The organism is Stappia sp. (assembly GCF_965276915.1).
GTDB lineage: Bacteria > Pseudomonadota > Alphaproteobacteria > Rhizobiales > Stappiaceae > Stappia.
In genome coordinates this window covers 3,458,311-3,482,779 of the sequence record NZ_OZ255709.1, presented here as the reverse complement: position 1 = coordinate 3,482,779, position 24,469 = coordinate 3,458,311, and the positions used below count along the sequence as shown (strand labels likewise).

Below are 24,469 nucleotides of genomic sequence, written 5' to 3'. Positions count from 1 at the left end.
GATCGAGATTGCAGGGGGAATTCAATTGCAATTCATGGTGGCTGTCAATTGCGGGCGCGGTTGCAGGCGCCGCTGCCAGCAGCGTCCTTGCCCGCTGGTGGCTGACGCCAAGGACGCCTCCTCACTCCAGCGTTTCGATCAGTCGCCGCATCAGCTGCATCCGCTCGCCCAGCGAGGGGATGAGGATGTGCTCGTTGAGGGTGTGGACGTCGTCGCCGTCGGGGCCGAGGCCGTCGAGCGTCGGCACCGCATGGGCGATGAAATTGCCGTCCGAGCCGCCGCCGGTCGTCTCGCCGATCAGCTCGAAGCCGATCTCGGCGGCCAGTCCCGCCGCATGGTCGAAGAGCGCCTTGCTGGCCGGCGACTGCTCGAAGGGCGGGCGGTTCATGCCGCCGGTGACCGTCAGCTTCGTGTCCGGAGTCTTCGGCGTGAGGGAGGTGATGCGGGCAACCATTTCCTCGGCGGCGGCGAGCGTCGGCACGCGCAGGTCGATCTCGGCCACGGCGAATTGCGGCACGACATTGGTGCCGGTGCCGCCCCGGATCTCGCCGACATTGACGGTGATCTCGCGGTCGTAGTCGGTCATCGCCTCCAGCGCGATGATCTGGTGGGCAAGTTCGGTGACGGCGCTGCGGCCCTGCCAGTGGCGCGCGCCGGCATGGGCAGGGCGGCCCTCGACCTTCAGCGTGAAGCGGCCGACGCCCTTGCGCGCGGTGACCACGTGGCCGCCATTGCGGGCCGGCTCCGTCACCAGCGCGTATTTCGCCTTCGCCCCCTGTTCCTCGATCAGCGCCTGCGAGGTCGGGCTGCCGATCTCCTCGTCGGCGGTGAAGAGGATGCTGACGGCCAGCGCCGGGATCGGCCCGCCGGCCTCGATGGCATTGGCGACACTGCGCATGGCGGCGAGGCCGTTGTAGGCGCCGCCCTTCATGTCGCAGATGCCCGGGCCGTAGCAGCGGTCGCCCTCGACGCGCACGGGCAGGTCCTTCTCGATGGTGCCGCGCGGATGCACCGTGTCGAGATGGGAGAGGAAGAGGATACCGGGCGTCGAGTGGTCGCCCCAGGGCGAGCGGACCAGCAGATGGTCGCCGCGGCCGTCGCGGCCGGCAAAGCGCTGCGTGGTCGCGCCGAAGGCCTCGGCCTCGCGGGTCACGAGGTCCATCAGCCGGTTGAGCCCCTCGACATCCGGCGTGTGGGTCTCGATGCGCACCCAGTCGAGCAGGCCGGCGAGCAAGTCCTCCGACGACGGCGTCATGGCTATCCTCATGTGATGTGATGTGGTGTGAAACGTCAGGCGGGAGGCGAATGATAGCGCGGCGTTTCATGCTTCGCGAGGGGCAAAATCGGCAGCCGGCGAAGGTTTTGCCGGTGATCGCCGAGGGACCCGACGTCCGCCGCGGCACAAAAAAACCGCCGGCATTGCTGCCGGCGGCCTGGTCGGTCGAATGCGGGGGCCGCGATCAGGCGGCGCGCACGCCTCCGAGGAAGTTTTCGACTTCCTGCTTGAGGGCGGCGGCGTCGCGGTTGACGGCGGAGGCCGCATTGGTGACGTCGCCGGCGGCGGTCCGGGTCTCGTTCGCCGCGTGGGAAACGCCGAGAATGTTCTCGGTCACTTCCTGGGTGCCGCGCGAGGCCTCTTCGACGTTGCGGGCGATCTCGCCGGTGGCGGCGCCCTGTTCCTCGACGGCGGCGGCGATGGCGGCGGCGATCGCGTTCATCTCCTCGACGGTGCGGCCGATGGACTGGACGGCGCCGACCGCGATCCGCGTCTCGGACTGGATCGCGGAGATCTGCGAGGTGATCTCCTCGGTCGCCTTGGAGGTCTGCGAGGCGAGCTCCTTGACTTCGGCCGCGACGACGGCGAAGCCGCGTCCCGCTTCACCGGCGCGCGCGGCCTCGATGGTCGCGTTGAGCGCCAGGAGGTTGGTCTGCTCGGCAATGGCGGCGATCATGCTGACCACCTGGCCGATCTTCTCGGCGGCATCCGCAAGGCCCTGGATCTGGCTGTCGGTGCGCTGCGCCTCGCCGACGGCCTGGGAGGCGATCTGCGACGACTTGGAGACCTGCGAGCTGATCTCGGAGATGGAGGAGGAGAGCTCCTCCGTGGCCGAGGCGACCGTCTGCACGTTGGCCGCTGCCTGCTGGGCGGCGGTCGCGACCGTGGTCGAGCGGGCGTTGGTGCCTTCCGCGATGTCGGCCATCGAACGGGCATTGTGCTCCATCTCGCCGGCCGACGAGGTGACAGCGGTGAGAAGTGCCGTGGCGCTCTCGTCGAAGCGGCGGGTCATCTCCTCGATGCGGCGGGCACGCTCCTCGCGGGTGCGCTGCTCCTCGATCTGCGCGACGGAGAGGTCCTGGGCGCGCAGCATGCCGTCCCGGAAGACTTCGGTCGCATCCGCCATCTGGCCGATCTCGTCCTTGCGCCCGGCGCCGGGCACCGAGACGGAAAGGTCCCCTTGCGCAAGATGGCGCATGGCATCGGTGATCGCGGCGATGGGCCGGGTGATGCTGTTGGCGAGGAACAGGGCGAAGCCGGCGATGAGCAGGATCAGCGGAACCACCCAGGCGGCGGTCGCGATCAGGTGTGCGTTGAAGGCGGTGTCGACGTCATCGACGTAGAGCGCCGTGCTGATGGCCCAGTTCCAGGGCGCGAAACCCATCGTGTAGCTGATCTTGGGGGCCGGCACGCTCTCGCCCAGACGCGGGAACAGGAAGGAGGTGTAGCCGCCGCCGCGACGGGCGTTCTCGATCTGGCCGACGACGAACTCCGTGCCGTTCGCGTCCTTGGCCGCCCACAGGTTCTTGCCTTCGACCTCGGGGCTGGGATGGGCGACGACGAAGCCCTGGTTGCCGCGGCTGGAGTCGAGCACGATGAAGTAGTCGTTGCCGTTGAAACGCATGGACCGCAGCTTGTTGCGTGCCATCGCCTGGGCTTCTTCGTCGGTCAACCGGCCGGCCTCCGCCTCGTCGTGGAACGTCTTCACGAGGCTGAGGGCGGTCTCCACCTGGGACTGGACCAGGGCGCGGCGGCCGTCCATCAGGCTCTTGTGGAAGGTGTAGGTCTGGACGCCGAGCACGAGAAGGAGCGCGGCGAGTGCGCCCGTGAGCAGCACGAGCATTTTCTGTTTGATCGACATGGGAAAAGCGGCCTCGCAGGACTGAAGATAGCCGCAGTAAATGCTTGGAACGCTGAACCGACCGTAAATGTTTTTCAGAAAATCGCCTTCCCGGGATCTTGCCGTCGCGGCATTTTTTCTTTGATTCAATCTAGGATTATAAAACATCGAAACAATGCACCCTATGATTGAAATGACGTGCTGAGCACGTGTGCGACAGTAACGCGGTTCGTCCTTGGCCGGGCGGGTGGCGAGGGATAGTCTGCGCGGCGAACGGGGAAGCGACCCGGATCCCGAGGGGAGAGACATCTTGAGCCTGATCCTTTACGAACTGCGCGGTGCCGATGCCGCACGCCCTTTCAGCCCCTATGCGTGGCGTGTGCGCATGGCCCTGAAGCACAAGGGCCTCGATTTCGAGACCCGGCCGAAGCCCTTCACGCAGATCGCCTCGATCGCACCGGAGGTCGGCAAGACCGTGCCGATCCTGGTCGACGGGGAGCGGACGATCTGCGACAGCTGGGCCATCGCCACCTATCTGGAAGAGACCTATGCCGACCGGCCGAGCCTGTTTGGCGGACCGGGCGGCCTGGCGGCGGCGAAACTCGTAGAAAGCTGGGCCAATGCCTCGGTGAGCGCGCGGATCGTGCGGATGATCGTCAAGGACATCTGCGACTTGCTCGCACCGGAGGACCAGGCCTATTTCCGGCCGACACGCGAGGAGCGGTTCGGCATGAGCCTTGAAGAGGTGCAGGCGGGGCGCGAGGAGCGGCTTGCCGATCTCGCCACGGCCTTGCTGCCCATGCATCTGATGCTGAAGTCGCAGCCCTTTATCGGCGGCGACAGCCCGCTCCAGGGCGACTACATGCTGTTCGGCACGTTCCAGTGGGCGCGCATCACGAGCGCCTTCCAGCTCCTTGAGCCGGGCTCGCCGGTCGCCGAGTGGCGCGAACGGTGCCTCGATCTCTTCGACGGCTACGCACGCGCCGTTCCGGCGGCCTGACATCCGGCGAGAAACAGCGGGATCCGGCGCCCCTGACGCCTTGCGGGGGCGCCGATCCCCGGCTATACGCATGGCGCGCCCGAAACGGGCGCCACGAGATCAAGGATCGTCCGGCTTTCAAGGCACGGACGGGCGAGGCGCCGCGAGGGCGCGGAGGCCTCGCTGAACAACAACGGGAAAACGATAATGGCGATCGAGCGCACCTTTTCGATGATCAAGCCGGACGCGACGCGTCGCAACCTGACCGGCGCGATCACCGCGATGCTGGAAGAGGCGGGCCTGCGCGTCGTCGCTTCCAAGCGCGTGTGGATGTCGCGCCGCGAGGCCGAGGGCTTCTACGCGGTCCACAAGGACCGTCCCTTCTTCGGCGAGCTGGTCGAGTTCATGTGCTCGGCCCCGACGGTCGTGCAGGTTCTTGAAGGCGAGAACGCGATTGCAAAGAACCGCGAAGTGATGGGCGCCACCAACCCGGCGAATGCCGACGAGGGCACCATTCGCAAGACCCATGCGCTGAACATCGGCGAGAACTCGGTGCACGGCTCCGACGGCGCCGACACGGCCGCCCAGGAGATCTCCTACTGGTTCTCCGAGACCGAGATCGTCGGCTAAGGCCGACTGTCTCCGCGGTTTCCGCGAAGTGTTGCAAGACCGGCCCTTTGGCCGGTCTTGTCGTTTCGGGAGGAGGCGCTCTCTCCCCTGCGGTTTGCGGTTCCGGGGAGCCGGCCCCTTCGTTTGTGGGCCGACCGGTTCTTGACAGCGGGCACGCATGTGCGGACCTTGACGGCTTGTTTCCCTTGCCCGCGAGTGCTGCATGAACGCCCCCGTTGCGAATGCTCCGATCCTGAAGGCTTCCGCCTGTCCGCATGACTGCCCCTCGACCTGCGCGCTGGAGGTGGAGCTGCTTGCCGACGGCACCATTGGCCGGCTCAAGGGCGCGCGCGACAACGCCTATACGGCCGGTGTCATCTGCGCCAAGGTCGCCCGATACGCGGACCGGCTCTATCATCCCGACCGCCTGATGCGTCCGCTGAAGCGCGTCGGGCCGAAGGGGGAAGGGCGCTTCGAGGAGATTTCCTGGGAAGAGGCGCTCGACACGGTCGCGGCTGCCTTTCTCAAGGCGGAGGCCGCGCACGGGGCGCAGGCCGTCTGGCCCTATCACTATGCGGGCACGATGGGGCTGGTGCAGCGCGATTCCATCCACCGGCTGCGTCATGCCAAGGGCTATTCGCGCCAGTTCGACACGATCTGCACCAACATGGCCTGGACCGGCTACATCGCCGGCACGGGGCTGCTTGCCGGGCCCGACCCGCGCGAGATGGCGCGTGCCGACATGGTGGTGATTTGGGGCACCAACCCCGTCTCCACCCAGGTCAACGTGATGACCCATGCGGTCACAGCGCGAAAGACGCGCGGGGCGAAGATCGTCGCCATCGACGTCTATCCGACCCAGACGGTGAAGCAGGCCGATCTCGGCCTCGTCCTGAAGCCCGGCACGGATGCGGCGCTTGCCTGCGCCGTCATGCATGTGCTCTTCCGCGACGGCCATGCCGACCGGGACTACCTCGCCCGCTATACCGACTGTCCGGATGAGCTGGAAGCGCATGTGGCGGCGCGCTCGCCGCAATGGGCGGCGGCGATAACGGGCCTGTCCGTGGAGGAGATCGAGCGTTTCGCGGCGATGGTCGGGGCGACGAAGAAGACCTATTTCCGCCTCGGCTACGGCTTCACCCGGCAGAGGAACGGGGCGGTCTCCATGCATGCCGCCTCCTGCATCGCGGCGGTGACCGGTGCCTGGCAGCATGAAGGGGGCGGGGCGTTCCACAACAACGGCGCGATCTACACGCTCGACAAGTCGATGATCGAGGGGCATTCGCTGATCGACCCGGCGGTGCGGCAGCTCGACCAGAGCCAGATCGGCCAGGTGCTGACCGGCGATGCGGAGGCGCTGCGCCACGGGCCGCCGGTGACGGCGATGCTGATCCAGAACACCAATCCGGTGTCGGTCGCGCCCGAACAGGAGCTGGTCAAGCAGGGTTTCGCCCGGGAAGACCTCTTCGTCTGCGTGCATGAGCAGTTCATGACCGAGACCGCGAAGATGGCAGATATCGTCCTGCCGGCGACGCAGTTCCTCGAGCATGACGACCTCTACAAGGGCGGCGGTCACCAATACCTGATGTTCGGTCCCAAGCTCACCGAGGGACCCGGCGAGACGCGCCCCAATCTTTACGTCCTCAACGAGATCGCCCGCCGCGTCGGGGCGGTGGAGCATCCCGGCTTTGCCATGAGCGCGCGCGAGCATGTCGACTGGATGCTGAAGGCGTCGAATTTCGGTTCGCTGGAGGAGATCGAGCGCGAGCGCTGGGTCGACTGCCAGCCGGAGTTCCGCAAGGCCCACTATCTCGACGGGTTCGCCTGGCCGGACGGCAAGTTCCGCTTCAAGCCCGACTGGCCGACAGTGCCCGCGCCCAATGCCGGACCGATGGGCCCTTTCGAGCAGATGCCGGCCCTGCCGGACTACTGGGCCGTGGTGGAGGAAGCGGATGCGGAGCATCCCTTCCGCCTCGCCACCTCGCCGGCGCGCTCCTTCCTCAACTCGACCTTCAACGAGACCGCCGCCTCGCGTTCCAAGGAAGGCCGGCCGGATCTGATGATCGGGGCGGAGGACGCACAAGGCCTCGGCATCGCCGATGGCGACGCGATCCGCATCGGCAACCGGCGCGGCGCGGTGATGCTGCATGCGCGGTTCACCGCCGGGCTGAAGCGCGGCGTGGTGATCGCCGAAGGCATCTGGCCGAACGAGGCCTATCCGGACGGGAAGGGCATCAACACGCTGACCGGTGCGGACGCGGTTGCCCCTTATGGGGGCGCTGCGTTCCACGACATTTCGGTCTGGGTGCGCAAGGCCTGAGCCCGCCCGGTTCGATCCGCCTCAGGCGGCTTCCGCCGCGCGCTTCAACCGGTCGGGGATCTTTGCTGCCGGCCCGAACACCGTGCGCTCGAAGCGCAAGGCATAGTCCGCGAAGGTCTGGATCGCCCAGGCATGGCGCGTCAAGGTCGTGTCGATCCGGCTTGTCAGCATGTTGATCAGGAGCCCGGCAAGGAACGCATCGACGCTGGTCGGCCTGTCGCCCATGAAGAAGGGCTTGTCGTCGAGGAAGGTGGCGATCGCGTCGAGGTCGTTGCATCCGAACGTGTAGATCTCCTCCGGCGTGTGCCGACCCAGGCCGTGCATGTGGAGCGCCTGGCGGACCTGTTCGCGCACGCCGAGAAAGACATCGCGGCGCATGGCCTCCGGCACGCCGCCGAAGGCCGCGTCGATCATTTCCTCCTCGCCGGCCGGATCGATCCATCGGGCCTGCACCATGCTCCAGCGCAGATGCTCCTCGGCCATGCGGCGGAAGGCTTCCGCCATGGCACGCTCGACGCCCGTCAGCTGTGCATCGATGTCGAGACCGTAACGGCGTTCCAGATGGCGCTGGATCAGCGAACTGTCGGGAATGACGAGGTCTCCGTCCTTGAGCACCGGCACCTTGCCGTGCGGGAGGACGGAGAAGTCGACGACCTCCTCCCTGGTGTAGTCGCGACCGGCGAGCGCGATCAGCGCTTCCGCCTTGTAGGCGAAGGGCGAAAGGCTGCGCAGGCCCAGAGCGGCGGGGAAGTCGAGCAGGACGAGCATGGTGAAACTCCCGGTCAGGTGGTGTTCCAGCTTGTAGCGCTCCCCTGCTGACAGCATACTGTCAGCATTGATAGGCTTCTTGTCAGGTGGAAGGAAACTCATGCGTCGGGCCGACAGGCTGCTTCAGATCATCCAGGTCCTGCGCCGTGCCCGCCGCCCCGTCAGCGGCGGGGCCATCGCGGCCGAGCTGGAAGTGTCGCTGCGCACGGTCTATCGCGACATCGTCGCGCTGCAGGCCTCCGGCGTGCCCGTGCTTGGCGAGGCGGGTGTCGGCTACGTGCTGGAGGACGGCTACGACCTGCCGCCGCTGATGTTCACCTCCGAGGAGCTGGAGATCGTCATGCTCGGCCTGCGCATGGCGCAGACGCGCGGCGACGAGGCGATCTCGCGAACGGCCCGCGATGCGGTCGCCAAGATCGCCACCGTGCTGCCGGAAGAGCTGCGCGGCGGGTTTCTCGACGCTCCGCTCTACGCGCCGCCGCCGGCCTCGCTGCCGGCCGACCGGATCGAGCTGGCCCGGCTGCGCGAGGCGCTGCGGCTGGAGCGCAAGGTGGAAATCCTCTACCAGGTGCCCGGCCGCGAGCCCGAGCGCCGCGTCGTGTGGCCGATCGTGCTGGCCTTTTTCGAGCGCGCCCGGGTGCTTGCCGCCTGGTGCGAGCTGCGCCAGGACCACCGCAATTTCCGCACGGATCGCATGCTGGAAATGACCGTTCTGGAGGCACGACCGCCGCGTGGCCGCAAGCGGCTTTATGCCGAGTGGTGGAAGAAGCGGGCCGAGGAAGCGGCGTGCATGCAGATCGAGGATGCCGTGTCGCCCGAGGCGCCGGCGCGCCGGGCGGCGGGGTAGGCGACTTACGTGGCCGGTACGATCAGCGGTGCCGGGGGAGCTCCGTCGCCCGATTTCAGGCGCACGCGCATGCCGTCGATCTCGACCGCGCCCGAGGCGACCAGCGCCAGCCCCTTCGGATAGATCGCATGCTCGATCTCCAGCACCCGCGCGCCCAGGGTTTGCGGCGTGTCGCCGTCCATCACCGCGACCGCGCCCTGCGCGATGATCGGCCCTGCGTCCATTTCCGCGCGGACATAATGCACGGTGGCGCCATGCAGCCGGCAGCCTTCGGCCAGCGCACGCGCGTGAGTATCGAGGCCCTTGAAGGCCGGCAGCAGGGCCGGGTGAATGTTGAGCAGCCGGTCGTGCCAGCGCTCGACGAACCAGGGCGTCAGGATGCGCATGAAGCCGGCGAGGCAGACGAGTTCGATGTCGCGGGCACGCAGTTCCGCGTCGAGCCGTTCCTCGAACCCCTTGCGGCCGCCCTGGGAGCGATGATCGACGGTCGCGGTTGTGATGCCGGCGGCGGCGGCCTTGTCCAGGGCGGGCGCGCCGGGCACGTTGGCGATGACCAGCGCGATTTCGGCCGGATAGGCCGGATCGCGCGCGGCATCGAGCAGCGCGGTCATGTTCGAACCGCGCCCGGAAACGAGAATGGCCGTGCGCTTGCGGCGGCCTGCGTCCGCTTCGCTGGTCAAAGCGCCAGCGCCCCGTCGAAGATGACGGCCCCGGTGCCTGCTGCACGCTCCTCGAGCCGGCCGATGCGGGCGACGGTCTCGCCCTCGGCGGCAAGCGCCGCGACGACCGCGTCGGCCTCGTCCGCCTCGACCGCGACCACCATGCCGACACCGCAATTGAAGGTGCGCAGCATTTCCGACTGGGCGACGCCGCCGGTCTTCGCCAGCCAGCCGAAGACGGGCGGCACGGCGATCACCGAAAGGTCGATGCGCGCGGCGAGGGTGTCCGGCAGCACGCGCGGCAGGTTCTCCGGCAGCCCGCCGCCGGTGATATGGGCGAGCGCCTTGATGCCGGCGCCGGCCTTCAGGGCGGCGAGCAGCGGCTTCACATAAATGCGGGTCGGGGTCATCAGCGCAGCGCCGAGCGTGGTGCCGGGGGCGAAGGGGGCGTCGGCGTTCCAGTCGAGACCGGCATGTTCGACGATCTTGCGCACCAGCGAGAAGCCGTTGGAATGGACGCCGGAGGAGGCGAGCGCCAGCAGCACGTCGCCGGGTTTCGCATCGCCGCGCGGCAGCAGCGATCCGCGCTCGGCCGCCCCGACGGCGAAGCCGGCAAGGTCGTAGTCGCCGGCCCGGTACATGCCCGGCATCTCCGCCGTCTCGCCGCCGATCAGCGCGCAGCCCGAGATGCGGCAGCCTTCCGCAATGCCCTTGACCACGTCGGCGGCAACATCGATATCGAGCGCGCCGCAGGCATAGTAGTCGAGGAAGAACAGCGGCTCGGCGCCCTGGACGACGAGATCGTTGACGCACATGGCGACGAGGTCGATGCCGACGGTGGCATGGGCACCGCTGTCGATGGCGATCTTCAGCTTGGTGCCGACGCCGTCATTGGCAGCAACCAGAACCGGATCGCTGAAGCCGGCCGCCTTGAGGTCGAAGAGCCCGCCGAAGCCGCCGATCTCGCTGTCGGCGCCGGGTCTTGCCGTCGCCTTGACGAAGGGCTTGATCCGCGTGACGAGGGCGTTGCCCGCGTCGATATCCACCCCGGCATCGGCGTAGCTCAACCCGTTCCCGGAGCCGTTCTCGGGGCCGTTTTGGGAACCGTTCCCGGCGGAAGAACTCGCCTCGCTCATGCTTGTCGTCTCCGAAACCCTTGCAGGGCGCGCATACAAACACAGAAAAGCCGGAATGCAAGCGAAACCGGGCGGTCTTTGCACAGGCTGACGGGCGGACACGCAGGTTGCCATCCGGTCCGGACAATTTGCCGCCCGCGCCTGTGGGCGGTGCGGGACAGCGGGCACAAACGCGAGCCTTTCCGCGCGCCCCGCCTTGACGCTCGGTAGCGTGGCTGCCTATCTGCTTGCAAGGACACGGCGGGTCGGGGCGCCTTGGCAAGGGAAACTTTTCGTGACGCTGCAGCGGCAAATCTATTTCTGGCTCGCCTCCTTCGCGCTGTTCGCAGGGTTCGTCTATCTTTTCAGCCCCATCCTGCTGCCTTTCGTCGCCGGCATGGCGCTTGCCTACCTGCTCGATCCGGTCGCCGACAGGCTGGAGACCTTCGGCCTGCCCAGGCTTGGCGCAACGATCCTCATCCTGGTGCTCTTCGTCATCTGTTTCGTGCTGATCCTGCTCCTGCTGCTGCCGATCCTCGGCACCCAGCTGGCGGCCTTCCTCAAGGCGCTGCCGGGTCTGGTGAATTCTCTGCAGCAACTGATGAGCGACGCGCTCGGCAGTCGCCTCTTTGAAATGATCGGCATCGGTGGCGGCGACATCAAGGCGAATGTCGGCGGTCTGTTGGGCGAGGGGGCCGGTTGGGTCGCGGGCCTGCTCAAGTCGGTCTGGAACGGGGGGCAGGCGCTTTTGTCGCTGGTCTCGCTCTTCGTCGTCACGCCGGTTGTCGCCTTCTACCTGCTGCTCGACTGGGACCGAATGGTCGAGCGCATCGACAGCTGGCTGCCGCGCCAGCATCGCGAGACCGTCCGCAAGCTTGCCCGGGAGATGGACGGGGCCGTTGCCGGCTTCGTGCGCGGCCAGGTCAGCGTCTGTTTCATCCTCGGTGCGTTCTATGCCATCGGCCTTGCCATGGCCGGCCTCAATTTCGGCCTCCTGATCGGCATCGGCGCGGGGCTCGTCAGCTTCATCCCCTATGTCGGCGCGACGCTCGGCCTCGTCGTCTCGCTGGGCGTCGCGCTGGTGCAGTTCTGGCCCGACTGGCCGATGATCGCGGTCGTGCTGGCGATCTTCGTCACCGGCCAGTTCCTGGAGGGCAACGTGCTGCAGCCCAAACTGGTGGGCAGCAATATCGGCCTGCATCCGGTCTGGCTGATGTTCGCGCTCTTCGCCTTCGGCTACATGTTCGGTTTCGTGGGCATGCTGATCGCGGTTCCGGCCTCGGCGATGATCGGCGTGCTCATCCGTTTTGCGCTCTCCCAGTACATGGCAAGCTCGCTCTACTACGGCAGGGCCGGCAGGGACGCCGATATCGACGGCGGCGAGGGGCGCGATGGCTGACATTCGCCGCCACGGGGGGGAACAGCTGCCGCTTGTGCTGCCGCACGAGGTCGCGTTCGGGCACGACGACTTCCTCCTCGGCGCGTCCAACCGGGCCGCCTTCTCGCTGGTCGGGAGCTGGCCGGCCTGGCCCTCGCAAACGGCGGTGATCGCCGGCCCGGTCGGCTCGGGCAAGACGCATCTCGCCCATGTCTGGCAGGGTGTCAGCGGCGCTCCGATCCTGTCGGCCGGCACGCTGCGCGGCGAGGACGTCACGGCGCTGGCGGCAAATCGTGCGGTGGCGATCGAGGATGCCCATGCCGGGTTCGACGAGACGGCGCTGTTCCACCTGTTCAATGCCGCGCGCGACAGCGGCGCGAGCCTCCTGATCACCTCGCGCAGCTGGCCCCAGTCCTGGGGACTGCGGCTGCCGGATCTCGCCTCGCGGCTGCGGGCGGCGACGCCGGTGGAGATCCTGGAGCCGGACGACGATCTGTTGCGCCGGGTCCTGGTCAAGCTTTTCGCCGATCGCCAGATCGACATCGATCCGGCCGTGGTAGAGTTTCTGGTGGTGCGCATGGAGCGCTCCGTCGCCGCCGCGCAGATCCTGGTCGAGCAACTCGACCAGGCGTCGCTGTCGGCGGCACGCAGGATCACCCGGCCGATGGCGGCAAAGGTTCTGGCATCAGCCGGGTAAGGATGCGGACGGGTGGCGAGTGATGCAAATCCGTCAAAACAATCCGATACAGTCGCGCCCGACAGTGACAATCGGATAGCCGGCCATGGCCGGCTCGCAGGAGGCAGGCATGAACGAGACAGGCGCAAACCCGAAGGATGCGGAAGCGGTTGAAGCGCCGGAAACAGCGAAAAGGACCGGCGTCTCCGACGCCGCCGAGGCGCTGTCGGATCATCCCAGCCGGTTCATCAACCGGGAACTTTCCTGGCTTCAGTTCAACCGCCGGGTGCTGGAGGAGGCTGAAAACGCGTCGCATCCGCTGCTCGAGCGCCTGCGTTTCCTCTCGATTTCCGCCAACAATCTCGACGAGTTCTTCATGGTCCGCGTCGCCGGCCTGCGCGCCCAGCAGCGCGAGGGCATGTCGGCCCGTTCGATCGACGGACTGACGCCGAACGAGCAGCTGGAGCGGATCTCGGCGGCGATCCTGGCCCTGCAGAACGAACAGCAAAGCGTCTGGCGCGAGATGCGCAAGCTTCTGGCCGGCGACCGCATCTCGATCATCGACGGGACGAACCTGTCGGCACAGGACCTGCAGTGGCTGGAAGACTATTTCCTCGCCCACATCTTCCCGGTGCTGACGCCGCTGGCCATCGACCCGGCCCACCCGTTCCCGTTCATCGCCAATCTGGGTTTTTCGCTCGTGCTCGAACTGGCGCCGGAAAAGGGCGGCCGGGGCATGACGGCCTTGCTGCGCATTCCCGCCCAGATCGACCGGTTCGTGCGCCTTCCGGCCGCCGACAGCGAGGGAACGGACCGCTACATCACCATCGAGAACGCCCTCGGCCTGTTCATTACCCGGCTGTTCCCGGGCTACGAGATCCGGGGCAAGGGTGCCTTCCGCGTCATCCGCGATTCCGATCTGGAGATCGAGGAGGAAGCGGAGGACCTGGTGCGGCTTTTCGAAAGCGCGCTGAAGCGCCGCCGGCGCGGCTCGGTGATCCGTTTGGAGATCGAGGAATCGACTCCTGCGTCCCTGCGCGAGTTCGTGGCCGAGGCCCTCGGCGCGTCGGCGGAGGAGGTGTTCATGGTTGACGGGCTTCTTGCCCTCAACAACCTGTCGCAACTGGTCTCCATCGACCGCGACGAGCTCAAGTTCGAGCCCTACACGCCGCGCTTTCCCGAGCGCATCCGCGAGCATGGCGGCGACTGTTTCGCGGCGATCCAGCAGAAGGACATCATCGTTCACCACCCGTACGAGTCCTTCGACGTGGTGGTCCAGTACCTGCGCCAGGCGGCCCAGGACCCGGACGTGGTGGCGATCAAGCAGACGCTTTACCGCACCTCGAACAACTCGCCGATCGTCAAGGCCCTGGTCGAGGCGGCGGAGGCCGGCAAGTCGGTGACGGCGCTGGTCGAGCTGAAGGCGCGATTCGACGAGGAGGCGAACATCCGCTGGTCGCGCGATCTCGAGCGCGCCGGCGTGCAGGTCGTCTTCGGCTTCCTGGAGCTGAAGACCCACGCCAAGCTCTCCATGGTGGTTCGCCGCGAGCATGGCGAATTACGCACCTACTGCCATATCGGTACCGGCAACTACCATCCGATCACGGCGCGCATCTACACCGACCTTTCCTATTTCACCGCCGATCCGCGCATCGGGCAGGAGGTCGCCAAGATCTTCAACTTCATCACCGGCTATGCCGAGCCGGTGGAGCTGAAGAACATGATGGTCTCGCCGGTGACGCTGCGACGCGACTTCATGGCGATGATCTCGGCCGAGGCGGAACACGCCAGGGCCGGCCGGCCGGCACAGATCTGGATGAAGATGAACTCGCTTGTCGATCCCGAGATCATCGACGCCCTCTACAAGGCCAGCCAGGCGGGCGTGCAGATCGATCTTGTGATCCGCGGCATCTGCTGCCTGCGGCCGGGGATCCCGGGACTGTCGGAAAACATCCGGGCCAAGTCGATCGTCGGCCGTTTCCTGGAGCACAGCCGCATCTTCTGCTTCGGCAACGGTCATGGGCTTCCCTCGCCCAATGCGGTCGTCTATATCGGCTCGGCGGACCTGATGCCGCGCAACATCGACCGACGGGTGGAAACGCTCGCGCCGCTGTTGACCCCGACCGTGCACGAACAGGTTCTCGATCAGATCATGGTCGCCAATTTCAAGGACAACCAGCAGAGCTGGCGGCTTCTGCCCGATGGCGGGCATGAGCGGGTGCATCTGTCGCGCGGCGAGAAGCCGTTTAACGCGCACCAGTATTTCATGACAAATCCGTCGCTGTCGGGGCGTGGCAAGTCGCTGCGCAGCCACAGCCCGAAACCCTTCGCGGAGCCGAGGAAGCGTGGCTGACGATGCCCATCATGCGATCGTGCGCGGCCGGCTCAACGGGAGCGGGCCGGTCGCGGTGATCGATATCGGATCGAATTCGATCCGCCTTGTGGTCTATGAACGCCACGCCCGGACGCCGACGGTCCTGTTCAACGAAAAGGTGCTTGCCGGGTTGGGGCGCGGGGTCGGGGCGACCGGCCGCCTCTCGGATGCCGCGACGGAGCAGGCGGAGCGGGCGCTGGTCCGCTTCCGCCGGCTGTGCGACCAGATCGGCGTCGGCTACCTGCATATCCTGGCCACGGCCGCGACCCGCGATGCGGACAATGGCCAGCAGTTTCTCGATGCGGTGGAGGCGATCTGCCGGACGCCGGTGCGCCTGCTTTCGGGGCGCGACGAGGCGCGCCTGGCGGCGCTCGGCATCGTCTCCGGCATCTGGCGTCCCGACGGCATTGTCGGGGACCTGGGGGGCGGCAGCCTCGAACTGGTAGAGCTGAAGCATGACGTGATCGGACGCGGCCAGACCCTGCCGCTCGGCGGCATTCGCCTGCAGGAGGAGGCTGACGGCAAGACCGCGAAGGCGCAGAAGATCGCCGAACAGGCGCTCGACAATGTCGACTGGCTGCCGATCGGCTCCGGCAAGCCCTTCTACGCGGTTGGCGGGACGTGGCGCTCGCTTGCCCGGCTGCATCTGCACCAGAACGGCTATCCGCTGCATGTCATGCACGACTATGCGATCCCGGCCGAGGAGGCGATCGAGTTCTGCCAGCTCGTCGCGCGCCGCGACCCCGACAGCCTCGACATGATCGAGGTCGTCTCGCGGGCCCGTCGCCAGTTGCTGCCTTTCGGCGCGGTGGTGATGGAGAAGGTGCTGCGCCGGTCCAAGGCCTCGAAAGTGGTGATGTCGGCCCTCGGCCTGCGCGAGGGGCTGCTCTACGACCTGCTGCCGGAGGAAACACGCCGCCAGGACCCGCTGGTCGAGGCGGCCCGCGAACTTTCGGTCCTGCGCTCGCGCTCGCCCGCCTATGGCGAGGAGCTGATCATCTGGACGGACAAGCTGTTTCCCGCCGTCGGCATTGACGAGACGGAATACGAACGCCGCCTGCGCGCCGCCGGCTGCCTGTTGTCGGATATCGGCTGGCGGGCGCATCCCGATTATCGCGGCGAGCAGAGCCTCAACATCATTTCCAATGCCGGCTTTGTCGGGATCGACCATCCGGGCCGCGCCTATCTGGCGCTTTCCGTCTTCTACCGGCACCAGGGGCTGGTCGAGGATGCGCTCGGACCGCGCATCCGCGAGCTCGCCCACACCCGCCTCAAGGACCGCGCGCGCGTCCTGGGCGGCGCGCTCCGGGTCGCCTCCGTGCTCAGCGCCTCGGTTGCCGGCATCCTGCCGCAGGTGCAGGTGGCCGTCGACGAGGGTGAAGTCGTGATGACGCTGGAGGGGGAGCTTTGCGCCCTTGCCGGCGAGCGGCTGAACAAGCGGCTGACGCAATTCGCGCGGCTGCTCGGGCTCAAGGCGCGGGTCGAGACCCGCCCCTGAAGTTTCCACGCCCCTGAAGCCTCCAAGTTCCTGAGGCTTCCACGTTCCTGAGGCTTTCACGTTCCTGAGGCTTTCACGCCGGGGCGTGTGGCCGCGGTGTTATTCCGCGGCCGCCTTTTCCGTCTTTTGCCGGTTGCGACGGCGTTTCGAGGGCTCGGCCTTGGGGGCGACGACCGGCTCGTCCTGCTCGACGGAGACGATTCGCTTGCCGTTGAAGGCAAGGGCGATCTCGCCGCGCTTCAGCTTCAGGGCGGCCTCGCCGAAGAGTTCCCGGCGCCAGCCCTTCAGGGCGGCGACGTCGGCCTCGTCGCTGGCCGCGATCTTTTCCAGGTCTTCCATCGTCGCGATCACCTTGGAGGCGACGCCGTTGGCCTCGCTGATCAGCTTGAGCAACACCTTGAGAAGATCGACGGCGGCGGCGGACCCGTCCGGCGCGGAGCGGCCCTTGGGAACCTGCGGCAGCTCGTCCTTGGGGATCGCCAGCGCCCGCTTGACCGCGCCGAGGATGTCCTCGGCCGTGCGCGAGCGCTCGAAGCCGCGCGGAATGGTGCGCAGCGCGGCGAGCGCCTGGGTGTTGGTCGGCTGCTGGGCGGCGACCTCGTAGATCGCGTCGTCCTTGATGATGCGGTTGCGCGGCACGTCGCGTTCATGCGCCTCGCGTTCGCGCCAGGCGGCCACTTCCTGCAGCACGGCGAACTCGATGGGCTTGCGGACCCTGAGCTTGAGCCGTTTCCAGGCGTTCTCCGGATCGCTCCTGTAGGTGCTCTCGGAGGTCAGGATCTCCATCTCGTCGCCCACCCAGTGGCTGCGGCCCTGTTCGGCAAGATTGGCCTTGAGGAAGTGATACACCTCCCGCAGATGGGTGACGTCGGCGAGCGCGTAGTCGAGCTGCTTGTCGGAGAGGGGCCGCCGCGCCCAGTCGGTGAAGCGCGACGACTTGTCGATCCGCTCCGCCGTGATGCGGTGGACGAGCTGGTCGTACGAGATCGAATCGCCGAAGCCGCAGACCATCGCCGCCACCTGGGTGTCGAACACCGGGTGGGGGATGAAGCCGCCGAGATGGTAGACGATCTCGATGTCCTGACGCGCGGCGTGGAACACCTTGACGACGCTTTCGTCGCGCATCAGGTCGAAGAACGGACCGAGATCCAGCTCGTCGGCGAGCGGATCGACGATCACGGCTTCCTCGACACTGGCCAACTGAATGACGCAGAGTTTTGGCCAGAAGGTGGTTTCGCGCAGGAACTCGGTGTCGACCGCGACGAAATCATGTTGGGCGAGACGCCGACATACGTCGGCTAGGTCTTTTGTGCTTGTTACGATATGCATGTCGACCGCGAGATATATCCCAAGCCTGCCCGCTTGTCGCCACGAAATCGCCTTGAAGGGGCACCTTGCGCACAAGGGCCCGGAACGGGCCCGAACGGGCGCTCTGCCTTGACTTTGTCGTCGTGCCGTTGTTTGTGCACGGCGCGCGTCGGCGCCGGTCTTCGGCCCGGACTTCTGCCATGCCGCAGGCCTTTCGGCTTTCTTCAAACTTCGGGTCATCGAGGACGAAATGCACCGTTATCGCAGTCACACGTGCGGGGAACTGCGCGAAACCCATGTCGGCGCAACGGCGCGCCTGTCGGGCTGGGTGCACCGCGTGCGCGATCATGGCGGCCTGCTGTTCATCGACCTGCGCGACCATTACGGCATGACGCAATGCGTGGTCGATCCCGATTCGCCCGCCTTCAAGCTGGCCGAGACGGTGCGCGCCGAATGGTGCCTGCGCATCGACGGCGAGGTGAAGAAGCGCACCGACGAGACGATCAACCAGGCGCTGCCGACCGGCGCGATCGAGCTCTTTATCCGCGACATCGAGGTCCTGGGCGCGGCGCGCGAACTGCCGCTGCCGGTCTTCAACGAGCCGGACTATCCCGAAGACATCCGCCTGACCTACCGCTTCCTCGACCTGCGCCGCGAGACGCTGCACGCCAACATCATGACGCGCACGAAGATCATCTCGTCGCTGCGCCAGCGCATGGGCGAGACCGGCTTCACCGAGTTCCAGACGCCGATCCTGACCGCCTCCTCGCCGGAGGGCGCGCGCGACTTCCTGGTGCCCTCGCGGCTGCATCCGGGCAAGTTCTACGCGCTGCCGCAGGCGCCGCAGCAGTTCAAGCAGCTCCTGATGATGTCGGGCTTCGACCGCTATTTCCAGATCGCACCGTGTTTCCGCGACGAGGATCCGCGCGCCGACCGCCTGCCGGGCGAGTTCTACCAGCTCGACGTCGAGATGAGCTTCGTCGAGCAGGACGACGTGTTCTCGACGATGGAACCGGTGATGCGCGGCATCTTCGAGGAATTCGCCAAGGGGAAGGCGGTCACCGAGGTCTTCCCGCGCATTCCCTATGCCGATGCAATCGCCAAATACGGCTCCGACAAGCCGGACCTGCGCAACCCCATCGAGATGCAGGACGTCGGGGCCCACTTTGCCGGGTCGGGCTTCAAGATCTTCGCGCGCCTGCTGGAAGACGAGAAGAACGCCGTGTGGGCCATTCCCGCCGCGACAGGCGGCAGCCGCGCCTTCTGCGACCGGATGAACTCCTGGGCGCAGGGCGAGGGCCAGCCGGGCCTCGGCTACATTTTCTGGCGCGAGGAGGCCGGTGCCATCGAGGGCGCCGGGCCGCTTGCCAAGAACATCGGGCCGGAGCGCACCGAGGCGATCCGCACCCAGCTCGGGCTGAAGGCGGGCGATGCCGCGTTCTTCGTCGCGGGCGACCCGAAGAAGTTCGCCGATTTCGCCGGCAAGGCCCGCACCAGGGCGGCGGAGGAGCTCGACCTTGTCGACCGCGACCGTTTCGCGCTCGCCTGGATCGTCGACTTCCCGTTCTTCGAGTGGGACGAGGAGGAGAAGAAGGTCGAGTTCGCCCACAATCCCTTCTCCATGCCGCAGGGCGGTCTCGAGGCGCTTCAGACCATGGATCCGCTCGACATCAAGGCCTTCCAGTACGACCTCGTGTGCAACGGCTACGAGATCGCCTCCGGCTCGATCCGTAACCAGTCGCCGGACCTGATGGTCAAGGCGTTCGAGACGGTCGGCCTCACCAAGGCGGATGTGGAGGAGCGCTTCGGCGGTCTTTACCGGGCCTTCCAGTACGGCGCCCCGCCGCATGGCGGCATGGCGGCCGGCGTCGACCGCATCGTCATGCTGCTCGTCGGTGCGAAGAACGTGCGCGACGTCAGCCTGTTCCCGATGAACCAGCAGGCCCAGGACCTCCTGATGGGCGCACCGTCCGACGTCTATCCGAAGCAGTTGCGCGAGCTTCACATCCGTCTCAACCTCCCGGAAAAGGGCTGACGCCGACGGCGCCAGCCTCCTCAAGGCACAGCGCGGCCCCGGGGGCGGCCGCCGCGCATCAACGGACAAGGCCGACGCATTGAAACGCATCTGGTCCTCCCTGTTTGCCGACCCGGAAGGGGCGCCCTTCCTGATCCGCCGCCTGGTGCAGGAAAACGCCCGCGACTATGTCTGGCGCTACGCGCTCGCCTTCGTTTTCATGGGGCTCGTCGCGGCCTGCACAGCGGCCAGCGCCTGGATCATGAAGGACGTGATCAACGGGGTGTTCCTGGAGCGCAACGCGACCATGGTGGTGCTCATCGCCGCCTTCGTCCTGTTCGTCTTCACCTTGAAGGGCGCGGCCACCTACGGCCAGCAGGTGGTGCTCGGACAGATCGGCAATGCAATCGTCGCCCGCACCCAGTCGCGCCTGTTTCACGCCATCACCCGCCAGGATGTCGGTTTCTTCGAAACCTCGGGCATTGGCGATCTGGGCACGCGCCTGTCGCATAACGCCACGGCCGCGCGGGCCGCGCTCGAACTCGTCGTCACGGCGCTGGGGCGCGATCTTCTGACGGTGATCGCCCTTGTTGCGGTGATGATCGCCCAGGATCCCCTGATGAGCCTGATCGCGCTGGTGATCATGCCGCCGGCGATCATCATCATCGCCGGGCTGGTGCGGCGGGTGCGCCGGGTCGCCAAGACGCAGTTCGTTTCGCTGACCCGCATCCTGTCTATCGCCCAGGAGACGATTTCCGGCATCCGTGTCGTCAAGGCCTTCGCCGTCGAGAACCGGCTGCGCGCCGAAATGGATGCCGCCGTCGCCGATGTCGAGCTGCGCGCCAACAAGATCACGCGCCTGTCGGCGCGCACCTCGCCGGTGATGGAGACGCTCGGCGGCGCGGCGATCGCGCTGGTCATCCTCTATGGCGGGTACAGCGTCATAGAGCGCGGCGGCGATCCCGGCGCCTTCTTCGCCTTCATCACGGCCCTGTTGCTGGCCTACGATCCCTCGCGGCGGCTGGCGCGCCTCAATGTCAATCTTTCCGCCCACATGGTCGGCATCCGCCTGATGTACGACATCCTCGACAGGGTGCCGGGCGAAAGCGACGAGGTTCCGGCGTCCGGCGACGAGACCGTCACCGAAGGGACCGTGCGGTTTGAGGACGTCACCTTCCACTATGGCGAGGTGCCGGCGCTCGACGGTCTCGATTTTACCGCCCGCGCGGGCGAGGTGACGGCACTGGTCGGCCCGTCGGGGGCGGGCAAGTCAACCGTCTTCGCGCTGATCGAGCGCTTCTACGATCCGACCTCGGGGCGCGTCCTGATCGACGACGCGGATGTCCGCGACCGGTCGCTGGCGGCCCTGCGCGGCCGCATCGCGCTGGTCTCGCAGGACACGTTCCTGTTCGATATCTCGGTGCGCGACAACATCTCCATCGGCCGGCCCGGGGCCAGCGACGAGGAGATCCGCCAGGCGGCGCGCGAGGCCAACGCGCATGACTTCATCCTCGCCCTTGAGGACGGCTACGAGACCCGTGTCGGGGAGGGCGGCGGGCGGCTGTCCGGCGGTCAGCGCCAGCGCGTGGCGATCGCCCGCGCGATCCTGCGCGATGCGCCGCTGCTGCTGCTCGACGAGGCGACCTCGGCGCTCGATTCCGAATCGGAAGCAAAGATCCAGGCGGCGCTGGCCAACCTCATGCGCGGTCGCACCACGATCGTCATCGCCCATCGCCTGGCGACCGTGCGCGAGGCGGACCAGATCGTCGTGATGGACCAGGGCCGGGCCATCGAGCGCGGCACCCATACAGAGCTTTTCGCCCATGGCGGGCTCTACAAACGGCTTTGCGACCTGCAATTCGCCGAGAGCGGTTCGAGCGACGCCTGAGGGCGCTTCATCCCTCCCTGCGGTTGTCCTTCCGTGTTCCCGCCGCACCCGCTCTGGGAACGAATGGGCCCCGGGTCGCGCTTCGCTTGCCCGGGGTGACGGCCGAAGGTGGCACGCCGGCCTTGCCTCCTCTCAGACGTCATCCCGGACTTGATCCGGGATCCATTGGCAACCCCGGCAGGCGTGATCGGCACCGCTGGTCGCGGCAAAGCCGGCACGCAGCCTCCGCGCCCTCGCATCCACCGCTCTGGGAACGAATGGGCCCCGGGTCGCGCTTCGCTTGCCCGGGGTGACGGCCGAAGGTGGCACGCCGGCCTTGCCTCCTCTCAGACGTCATCCCGGACTTGATCCGGGATCCATTGGCAACCCCGGCAGGCGTGATCGGCACCGCTGGTCGCGGCAAAGCCGGCACGCAGCCTCCGCGCCCTCGCATCCACCGCTCTGGAAACGAATGGGCCCCCAAGACTTGCATCTCGCGGCTTCGCCTTGCCCGGGGTGACGGCCCGAGGGTGGGAACAGGGCAGCGAGCCGCTCGTGAGCGCTGGGGCGCCCGAATGGGGCAACGACGGCGAGCCGGCCGCGAGCGGGCGGGCAGCCTGAATGTGGGGCAGGACAACGAGCCAGCCGCCGCACGCGGGGCCGACCTGAATGCGGGGCCGGCGGGGGGCACGCCGGCCTTGCCCCCACTCGGGCGTCATCCCCGGCTTGACCGGGGATCCATTGGCAACCCCGGTATGATCGGTACCGCTGGTCGCGGCAGGGGCGGTCGAGCGCTGGAGGAGGGCTGCGCGCAGCCCTCCAGCCCGTCTTCAGCGGCCCGGATTGGCGCTCACAGTCGCGTTGAGCAGTTGCGGCAGCGTGTTCGGCGCGGTTGCCAGCACGCCCATGATCTGCATTGCCGGCACGGGGTTGGCAGGCTCCACGCTCAGCACCAGTTCGTCCGGCGAGACCAGGAACGCTTTCAGCGCGCCATGCAGGCTCTGGCCGAAGGGGGTGTCCTTCACCGGACCCATCTGGCCTGCCGCCTGGTCGGCGAGGCCGAGAGCCAGCGTTTCCGGCGACAGGCCGGAGCCCTTCGCCTGCTGGGCGATGAAGGCGGAGACGAGCTTGGCGTCGCGCACGGTGATCCGCGCCCGGTTGACGGTCGCCGTGGCGATCGCCATCTGCGCCTGCTCCGGGCTTTCGAAGACGATGCGCGGAATGCCGCCGATCTCCATCTCCATGTCGATCGATCCGCCGCCCTCGATGTTGAAGGACACCGGATCGGCGCTCAGCACCTGGGTGTCCGGATCCCAGCGCAGCCGCATGCGGTCGGAGTAGCGCACGATATCGAGACCCAGCGCCTCGAACAGGGCGCGCGCCTCGTCCTCCTCGATCAGCGAGACCGGGAAGACGGCGTTCTCGGTGAGCCCTTCGATCGCGGTCGGGAACGGCTGGATGAAATCGCTCATCGCCAGCCGGTAGCGACCCAGCAAGACCGGCGCCAGAAGGTCGTCCGAGGCAACCTTGAGCCCCTTGATCTCGATCAGGCCGAGCGTCGGCACGATGGAGAGAATTTCGGCAAGCGAGGGTTCGCTTTTGGCGGCAGCCAGTCCGAAGTCGAGATAGGAGGCGAGCCGCGCCAGGCGCAGGTCCTTCATGGTGAAACCGGCAAGGTCGAAGACGCCGTCGTTCTCCGCGGTCTTGAACGAGGCATCCTTGATGGAGAACTCGCCAACCCCGCCATAGGATGCGTTCCTGGCCGTGACAGTGCCGATGGCGCCGTTGACCGCCTCGCTGCTCACCGCCAGCGCCTCGAGATCGAAACTGTCGAGAGACAGGGCTTCCAGCGCGTCGAGCGCCTCGCGGCCGATTGCGGCAAGGCCCGTCTCGTTCGTGGGCAAGGTGCCGAGCATGGCTTTGTCGCCGATACCCGCCAGGTCCACGGCCGGCTTATCGGCCGCGATGCGGAAACCGGCCGCGGCCATGCTCCGGATCGCGCCCGATCCGAACGAGCCGACGGTGATTTCCACGTTCTCGACGCTCATGGCCTCGATCATCGCGTCGCCGGTCAGCTGGTCCTTGGGCAGCATGCCGAGCAGGCGCAGCAGCGGCTTGATGTCGGTGCCGGTGACGACCTGCGGACCAGCCTCCTGGCGCATCGTCATGGTCTGGCCGTCCGACCCCGGAGCAGGCTTGAACAGCGTCTCCGAAACGGTCTTTTCGATGCGCTGTTCGTCCATCCGGCCGTTGGCGACGCCGGTGATGGTGAAGTTCTCGTAGCGTTCGGTGCTACTGCCGCCATCCGGGAGTTTCGACCTGCCCTCCATGAGACGCACGGACATGCGGTCCATGCGTCCCCGGAGCGAGGCGACGATGGCCGGCACGAAGCGGGAAACGGGCCGTGCCGCGTCCTCCTCGACCCGCAGGAAGGGCTGGAAAAGGTTTTCGGCGACGAGATCGTATTGCGTTGCGGTGATGTCGAAAGGGGTGCGCCGGCCGTTTTCGGTGGCGCCGCCGCTGAACGAGAACTCATGTCCGCCCGGTTGCTCGTACCGGTCGAAATGGACGCCGTCCCCTTCCATGCGGACGCCGATCAGCCGCGTTTCCGGGCTGTCGATGCGGATGTCGATGTCGATATCGACCTTGCCGAAGGAAAAGGCGAAGTCCCAGCCGAGCTTCGCCCCGCGCAGGATCGCATCGGACGGCGCCGTCTCGGTCAGGCTCTCGTACTCGGCGACCGTCGCGCCGTTCGCCTTGGCCCAGGCGAAGAAGGCCTCGGTCGTCTCGATGGCCGGGTTGGCGCTGGCCGGGGCACTGAGCGCCGTCGCGGCAAGCAGGAAGGCGCCGGCGACCGGCGCGCGCAAGAATGTGTTCGACATGATCGGTGTCCGTCGCTGGAAATGGATGTGTGAAGCGCTTCAATCAGCCTGATGCGGAA

Annotated in this window: 17 protein-coding genes; 10 read left to right on the top strand and 7 right to left on the bottom strand. The window is 67.1% G+C overall.

What is annotated here, in order from left to right; all coding sequences use genetic code 11:
* Positions 1-121 precede the first annotated feature (121 nt).
* Complete coding sequence (locus ACQY46_RS16065) at positions 122-1,255, bottom strand: M20 family metallopeptidase (RefSeq protein ID WP_428697026.1); 1,134 nt, start codon at positions 1,253-1,255, stop codon at positions 122-124.
* A gap of 205 nt (positions 1,256-1,460) precedes the next feature.
* Positions 1,461-3,137 carry a methyl-accepting chemotaxis protein gene (locus tag ACQY46_RS16060; RefSeq protein WP_428697025.1) on the bottom strand — a complete coding sequence of 559 codons (1,677 nt, stop codon included), beginning with the start codon at positions 3,135-3,137 and terminating at the stop codon, positions 1,461-1,463.
* 289 nt (positions 3,138-3,426) lie between these two features.
* Between ACQY46_RS16060 and ACQY46_RS16055 the strand changes: the two genes are divergently transcribed.
* The 3 genes from ACQY46_RS16055 to ACQY46_RS16045 all read left to right on the top strand — a co-directional run bounded on the left by ACQY46_RS16055 (position 3,427) and on the right by ACQY46_RS16045 (position 7,024).
* A complete protein-coding gene (locus ACQY46_RS16055) occupies positions 3,427-4,116 on the top strand; it encodes a glutathione S-transferase family protein (protein ID WP_428697024.1) in 690 nt (229 codons plus the stop codon).
* Between the two features lie 186 nt (positions 4,117-4,302).
* A complete protein-coding gene (ndk, locus tag ACQY46_RS16050; RefSeq protein WP_428697023.1) occupies positions 4,303-4,725 on the top strand; it encodes a nucleoside-diphosphate kinase in 423 nt (140 codons plus the stop codon).
* 202 nt (positions 4,726-4,927) lie between these two features.
* Entirely contained in the window at positions 4,928-7,024 is a 2,097-nt protein-coding gene (locus tag ACQY46_RS16045; RefSeq protein WP_428697022.1) for a molybdopterin oxidoreductase family protein, read from the top strand.
* Between the two features lie 21 nt (positions 7,025-7,045).
* Here ACQY46_RS16045 and ACQY46_RS16040 read toward each other — a convergent pair whose 3' ends face one another.
* Complete coding sequence (locus ACQY46_RS16040) at positions 7,046-7,849, bottom strand: glutathione S-transferase family protein (protein ID WP_428697021.1); 804 nt, start codon at positions 7,847-7,849, stop codon at positions 7,046-7,048.
* 43 nt (positions 7,850-7,892) lie between these two features.
* On the opposite strand from ACQY46_RS16040, the gene ACQY46_RS16035 reads away from it, so the two are divergent.
* Positions 7,893-8,639 (top strand): helix-turn-helix transcriptional regulator, encoded by a 747-nt coding sequence (locus tag ACQY46_RS16035; RefSeq protein WP_428697020.1) that lies wholly within the window; start codon positions 7,893-7,895, stop codon positions 8,637-8,639.
* 5 nt (positions 8,640-8,644) lie between these two features.
* Here ACQY46_RS16035 and purN read toward each other — a convergent pair whose 3' ends face one another.
* Both purN and purM read right to left on the bottom strand, forming a co-directional pair.
* On the bottom strand, positions 8,645-9,250 hold the full coding sequence (purN, locus tag ACQY46_RS16030) for a phosphoribosylglycinamide formyltransferase (protein ID WP_428700505.1): 606 nt from the start codon (positions 9,248-9,250) through the stop codon (positions 8,645-8,647).
* 65 nt (positions 9,251-9,315) lie between these two features.
* Complete coding sequence (purM, locus tag ACQY46_RS16025) at positions 9,316-10,434, bottom strand: phosphoribosylformylglycinamidine cyclo-ligase (protein ID WP_428697019.1); 1,119 nt, start codon at positions 10,432-10,434, stop codon at positions 9,316-9,318.
* Positions 10,435-10,708: 274 nt separating this feature from the next.
* On the opposite strand from purM, the gene ACQY46_RS16020 reads away from it, so the two are divergent.
* From ACQY46_RS16020 to ACQY46_RS16005, 4 genes are all read left to right on the top strand, one after another.
* Positions 10,709-11,812 carry an AI-2E family transporter gene (locus tag ACQY46_RS16020; RefSeq protein WP_428697018.1) on the top strand — a complete coding sequence of 368 codons (1,104 nt, stop codon included), beginning with the start codon at positions 10,709-10,711 and terminating at the stop codon, positions 11,810-11,812.
* The gene (locus tag ACQY46_RS16015; protein WP_428697017.1) at positions 11,805-12,488 is read left to right on the top strand and encodes an HdaA/DnaA family protein; all 684 of its coding nucleotides are present in this window, start codon (positions 11,805-11,807) and stop codon (positions 12,486-12,488) included. The genes ACQY46_RS16020 and ACQY46_RS16015 overlap by 8 nt, the downstream gene beginning before the upstream one ends.
* A 109-nt stretch (positions 12,489-12,597) precedes the next feature.
* Positions 12,598-14,820 carry an RNA degradosome polyphosphate kinase gene (locus tag ACQY46_RS16010; RefSeq protein WP_428697016.1) on the top strand — a complete coding sequence of 741 codons (2,223 nt, stop codon included), beginning with the start codon at positions 12,598-12,600 and terminating at the stop codon, positions 14,818-14,820.
* Complete coding sequence (locus ACQY46_RS16005) at positions 14,813-16,339, top strand: exopolyphosphatase (protein ID WP_428697015.1); 1,527 nt, start codon at positions 14,813-14,815, stop codon at positions 16,337-16,339. The genes ACQY46_RS16010 and ACQY46_RS16005 overlap by 8 nt, the downstream gene beginning before the upstream one ends.
* Positions 16,340-16,438: 99 nt before the next feature.
* Here the strand turns inward: ACQY46_RS16005 and rnd are convergent, their stop codons facing one another.
* Positions 16,439-17,668, bottom strand: coding sequence for a ribonuclease D (gene rnd / locus ACQY46_RS16000; protein ID WP_428697014.1), 1,230 nt, complete (start codon positions 17,666-17,668; stop codon positions 16,439-16,441).
* Between the two features lie 229 nt (positions 17,669-17,897).
* On the opposite strand from rnd, the gene aspS reads away from it, so the two are divergent.
* Both aspS and ACQY46_RS15990 read left to right on the top strand, forming a co-directional pair.
* On the top strand, positions 17,898-19,682 hold the full coding sequence (gene aspS, locus ACQY46_RS15995; RefSeq protein ID WP_428697013.1) for an aspartate--tRNA ligase: 1,785 nt from the start codon (positions 17,898-17,900) through the stop codon (positions 19,680-19,682).
* 79 nt (positions 19,683-19,761) lie between these two features.
* Positions 19,762-21,549: an ABC transporter ATP-binding protein gene (locus tag ACQY46_RS15990; protein ID WP_428697012.1), complete on the top strand. Its 1,788-nt coding sequence runs from the start codon at positions 19,762-19,764 to the stop codon at positions 21,547-21,549.
* An 809-nt stretch (positions 21,550-22,358) separates the two neighbouring features.
* Here the strand turns inward: ACQY46_RS15990 and ACQY46_RS15985 are convergent.
* Positions 22,359-24,410, bottom strand: a complete 2,052-nt coding sequence (locus ACQY46_RS15985; protein ID WP_428697011.1) for a hypothetical protein — start codon at positions 24,408-24,410, stop codon at positions 22,359-22,361.
* Positions 24,411-24,469: the final 59 nt, after the last annotated feature.

Bases quoted from the DNA above. Each gene is read 5' to 3' on its own strand.
- ACQY46_RS16065 (WP_428697026.1), bottom strand. From the start codon at position 1,255: ATGACGCCGTCGTCGGAGGACTTGCTCGCCGGCCTGCTCGACTGGGTG.
- ACQY46_RS16060 (WP_428697025.1), bottom strand. From the start codon at position 3,137: ATGTCGATCAAACAGAAAATGCTCGTGCTGCTCACGGGCGCACTCGCC.
- ndk (WP_428697023.1), top strand. From the start codon at position 4,303: ATGGCGATCGAGCGCACCTTTTCGATGATCAAGCCGGACGCGACGCGT.
- ACQY46_RS16045 (WP_428697022.1), top strand. From the start codon at position 4,928: ATGAACGCCCCCGTTGCGAATGCTCCGATCCTGAAGGCTTCCGCCTGT.
- ACQY46_RS16040 (WP_428697021.1), bottom strand. From the start codon at position 7,849: ATGCTGTCAGCAGGGGAGCGCTACAAGCTGGAACACCACCTGACCGGG.
- ACQY46_RS16035 (WP_428697020.1), top strand. From the start codon at position 7,893: ATGCGTCGGGCCGACAGGCTGCTTCAGATCATCCAGGTCCTGCGCCGT.
- purN (WP_428700505.1), bottom strand. From the start codon at position 9,250: ATGACCGCGCTGCTCGATGCCGCGCGCGATCCGGCCTATCCGGCCGAA.
- purM (WP_428697019.1), bottom strand. From the start codon at position 10,434: ATGAGCGAGGCGAGTTCTTCCGCCGGGAACGGTTCCCAAAACGGCCCC.
- ACQY46_RS16015 (WP_428697017.1), top strand. From the start codon at position 11,805: ATGGCTGACATTCGCCGCCACGGGGGGGAACAGCTGCCGCTTGTGCTG.
- ACQY46_RS16010 (WP_428697016.1), top strand. From the start codon at position 12,598: ATGAACGAGACAGGCGCAAACCCGAAGGATGCGGAAGCGGTTGAAGCG.
- rnd (WP_428697014.1), bottom strand. From the start codon at position 17,668: ATGCATATCGTAACAAGCACAAAAGACCTAGCCGACGTATGTCGGCGT.
- aspS (WP_428697013.1), top strand. From the start codon at position 17,898: ATGCACCGTTATCGCAGTCACACGTGCGGGGAACTGCGCGAAACCCAT.
- ACQY46_RS15985 (WP_428697011.1), bottom strand. From the start codon at position 24,410: ATGTCGAACACATTCTTGCGCGCGCCGGTCGCCGGCGCCTTCCTGCTT.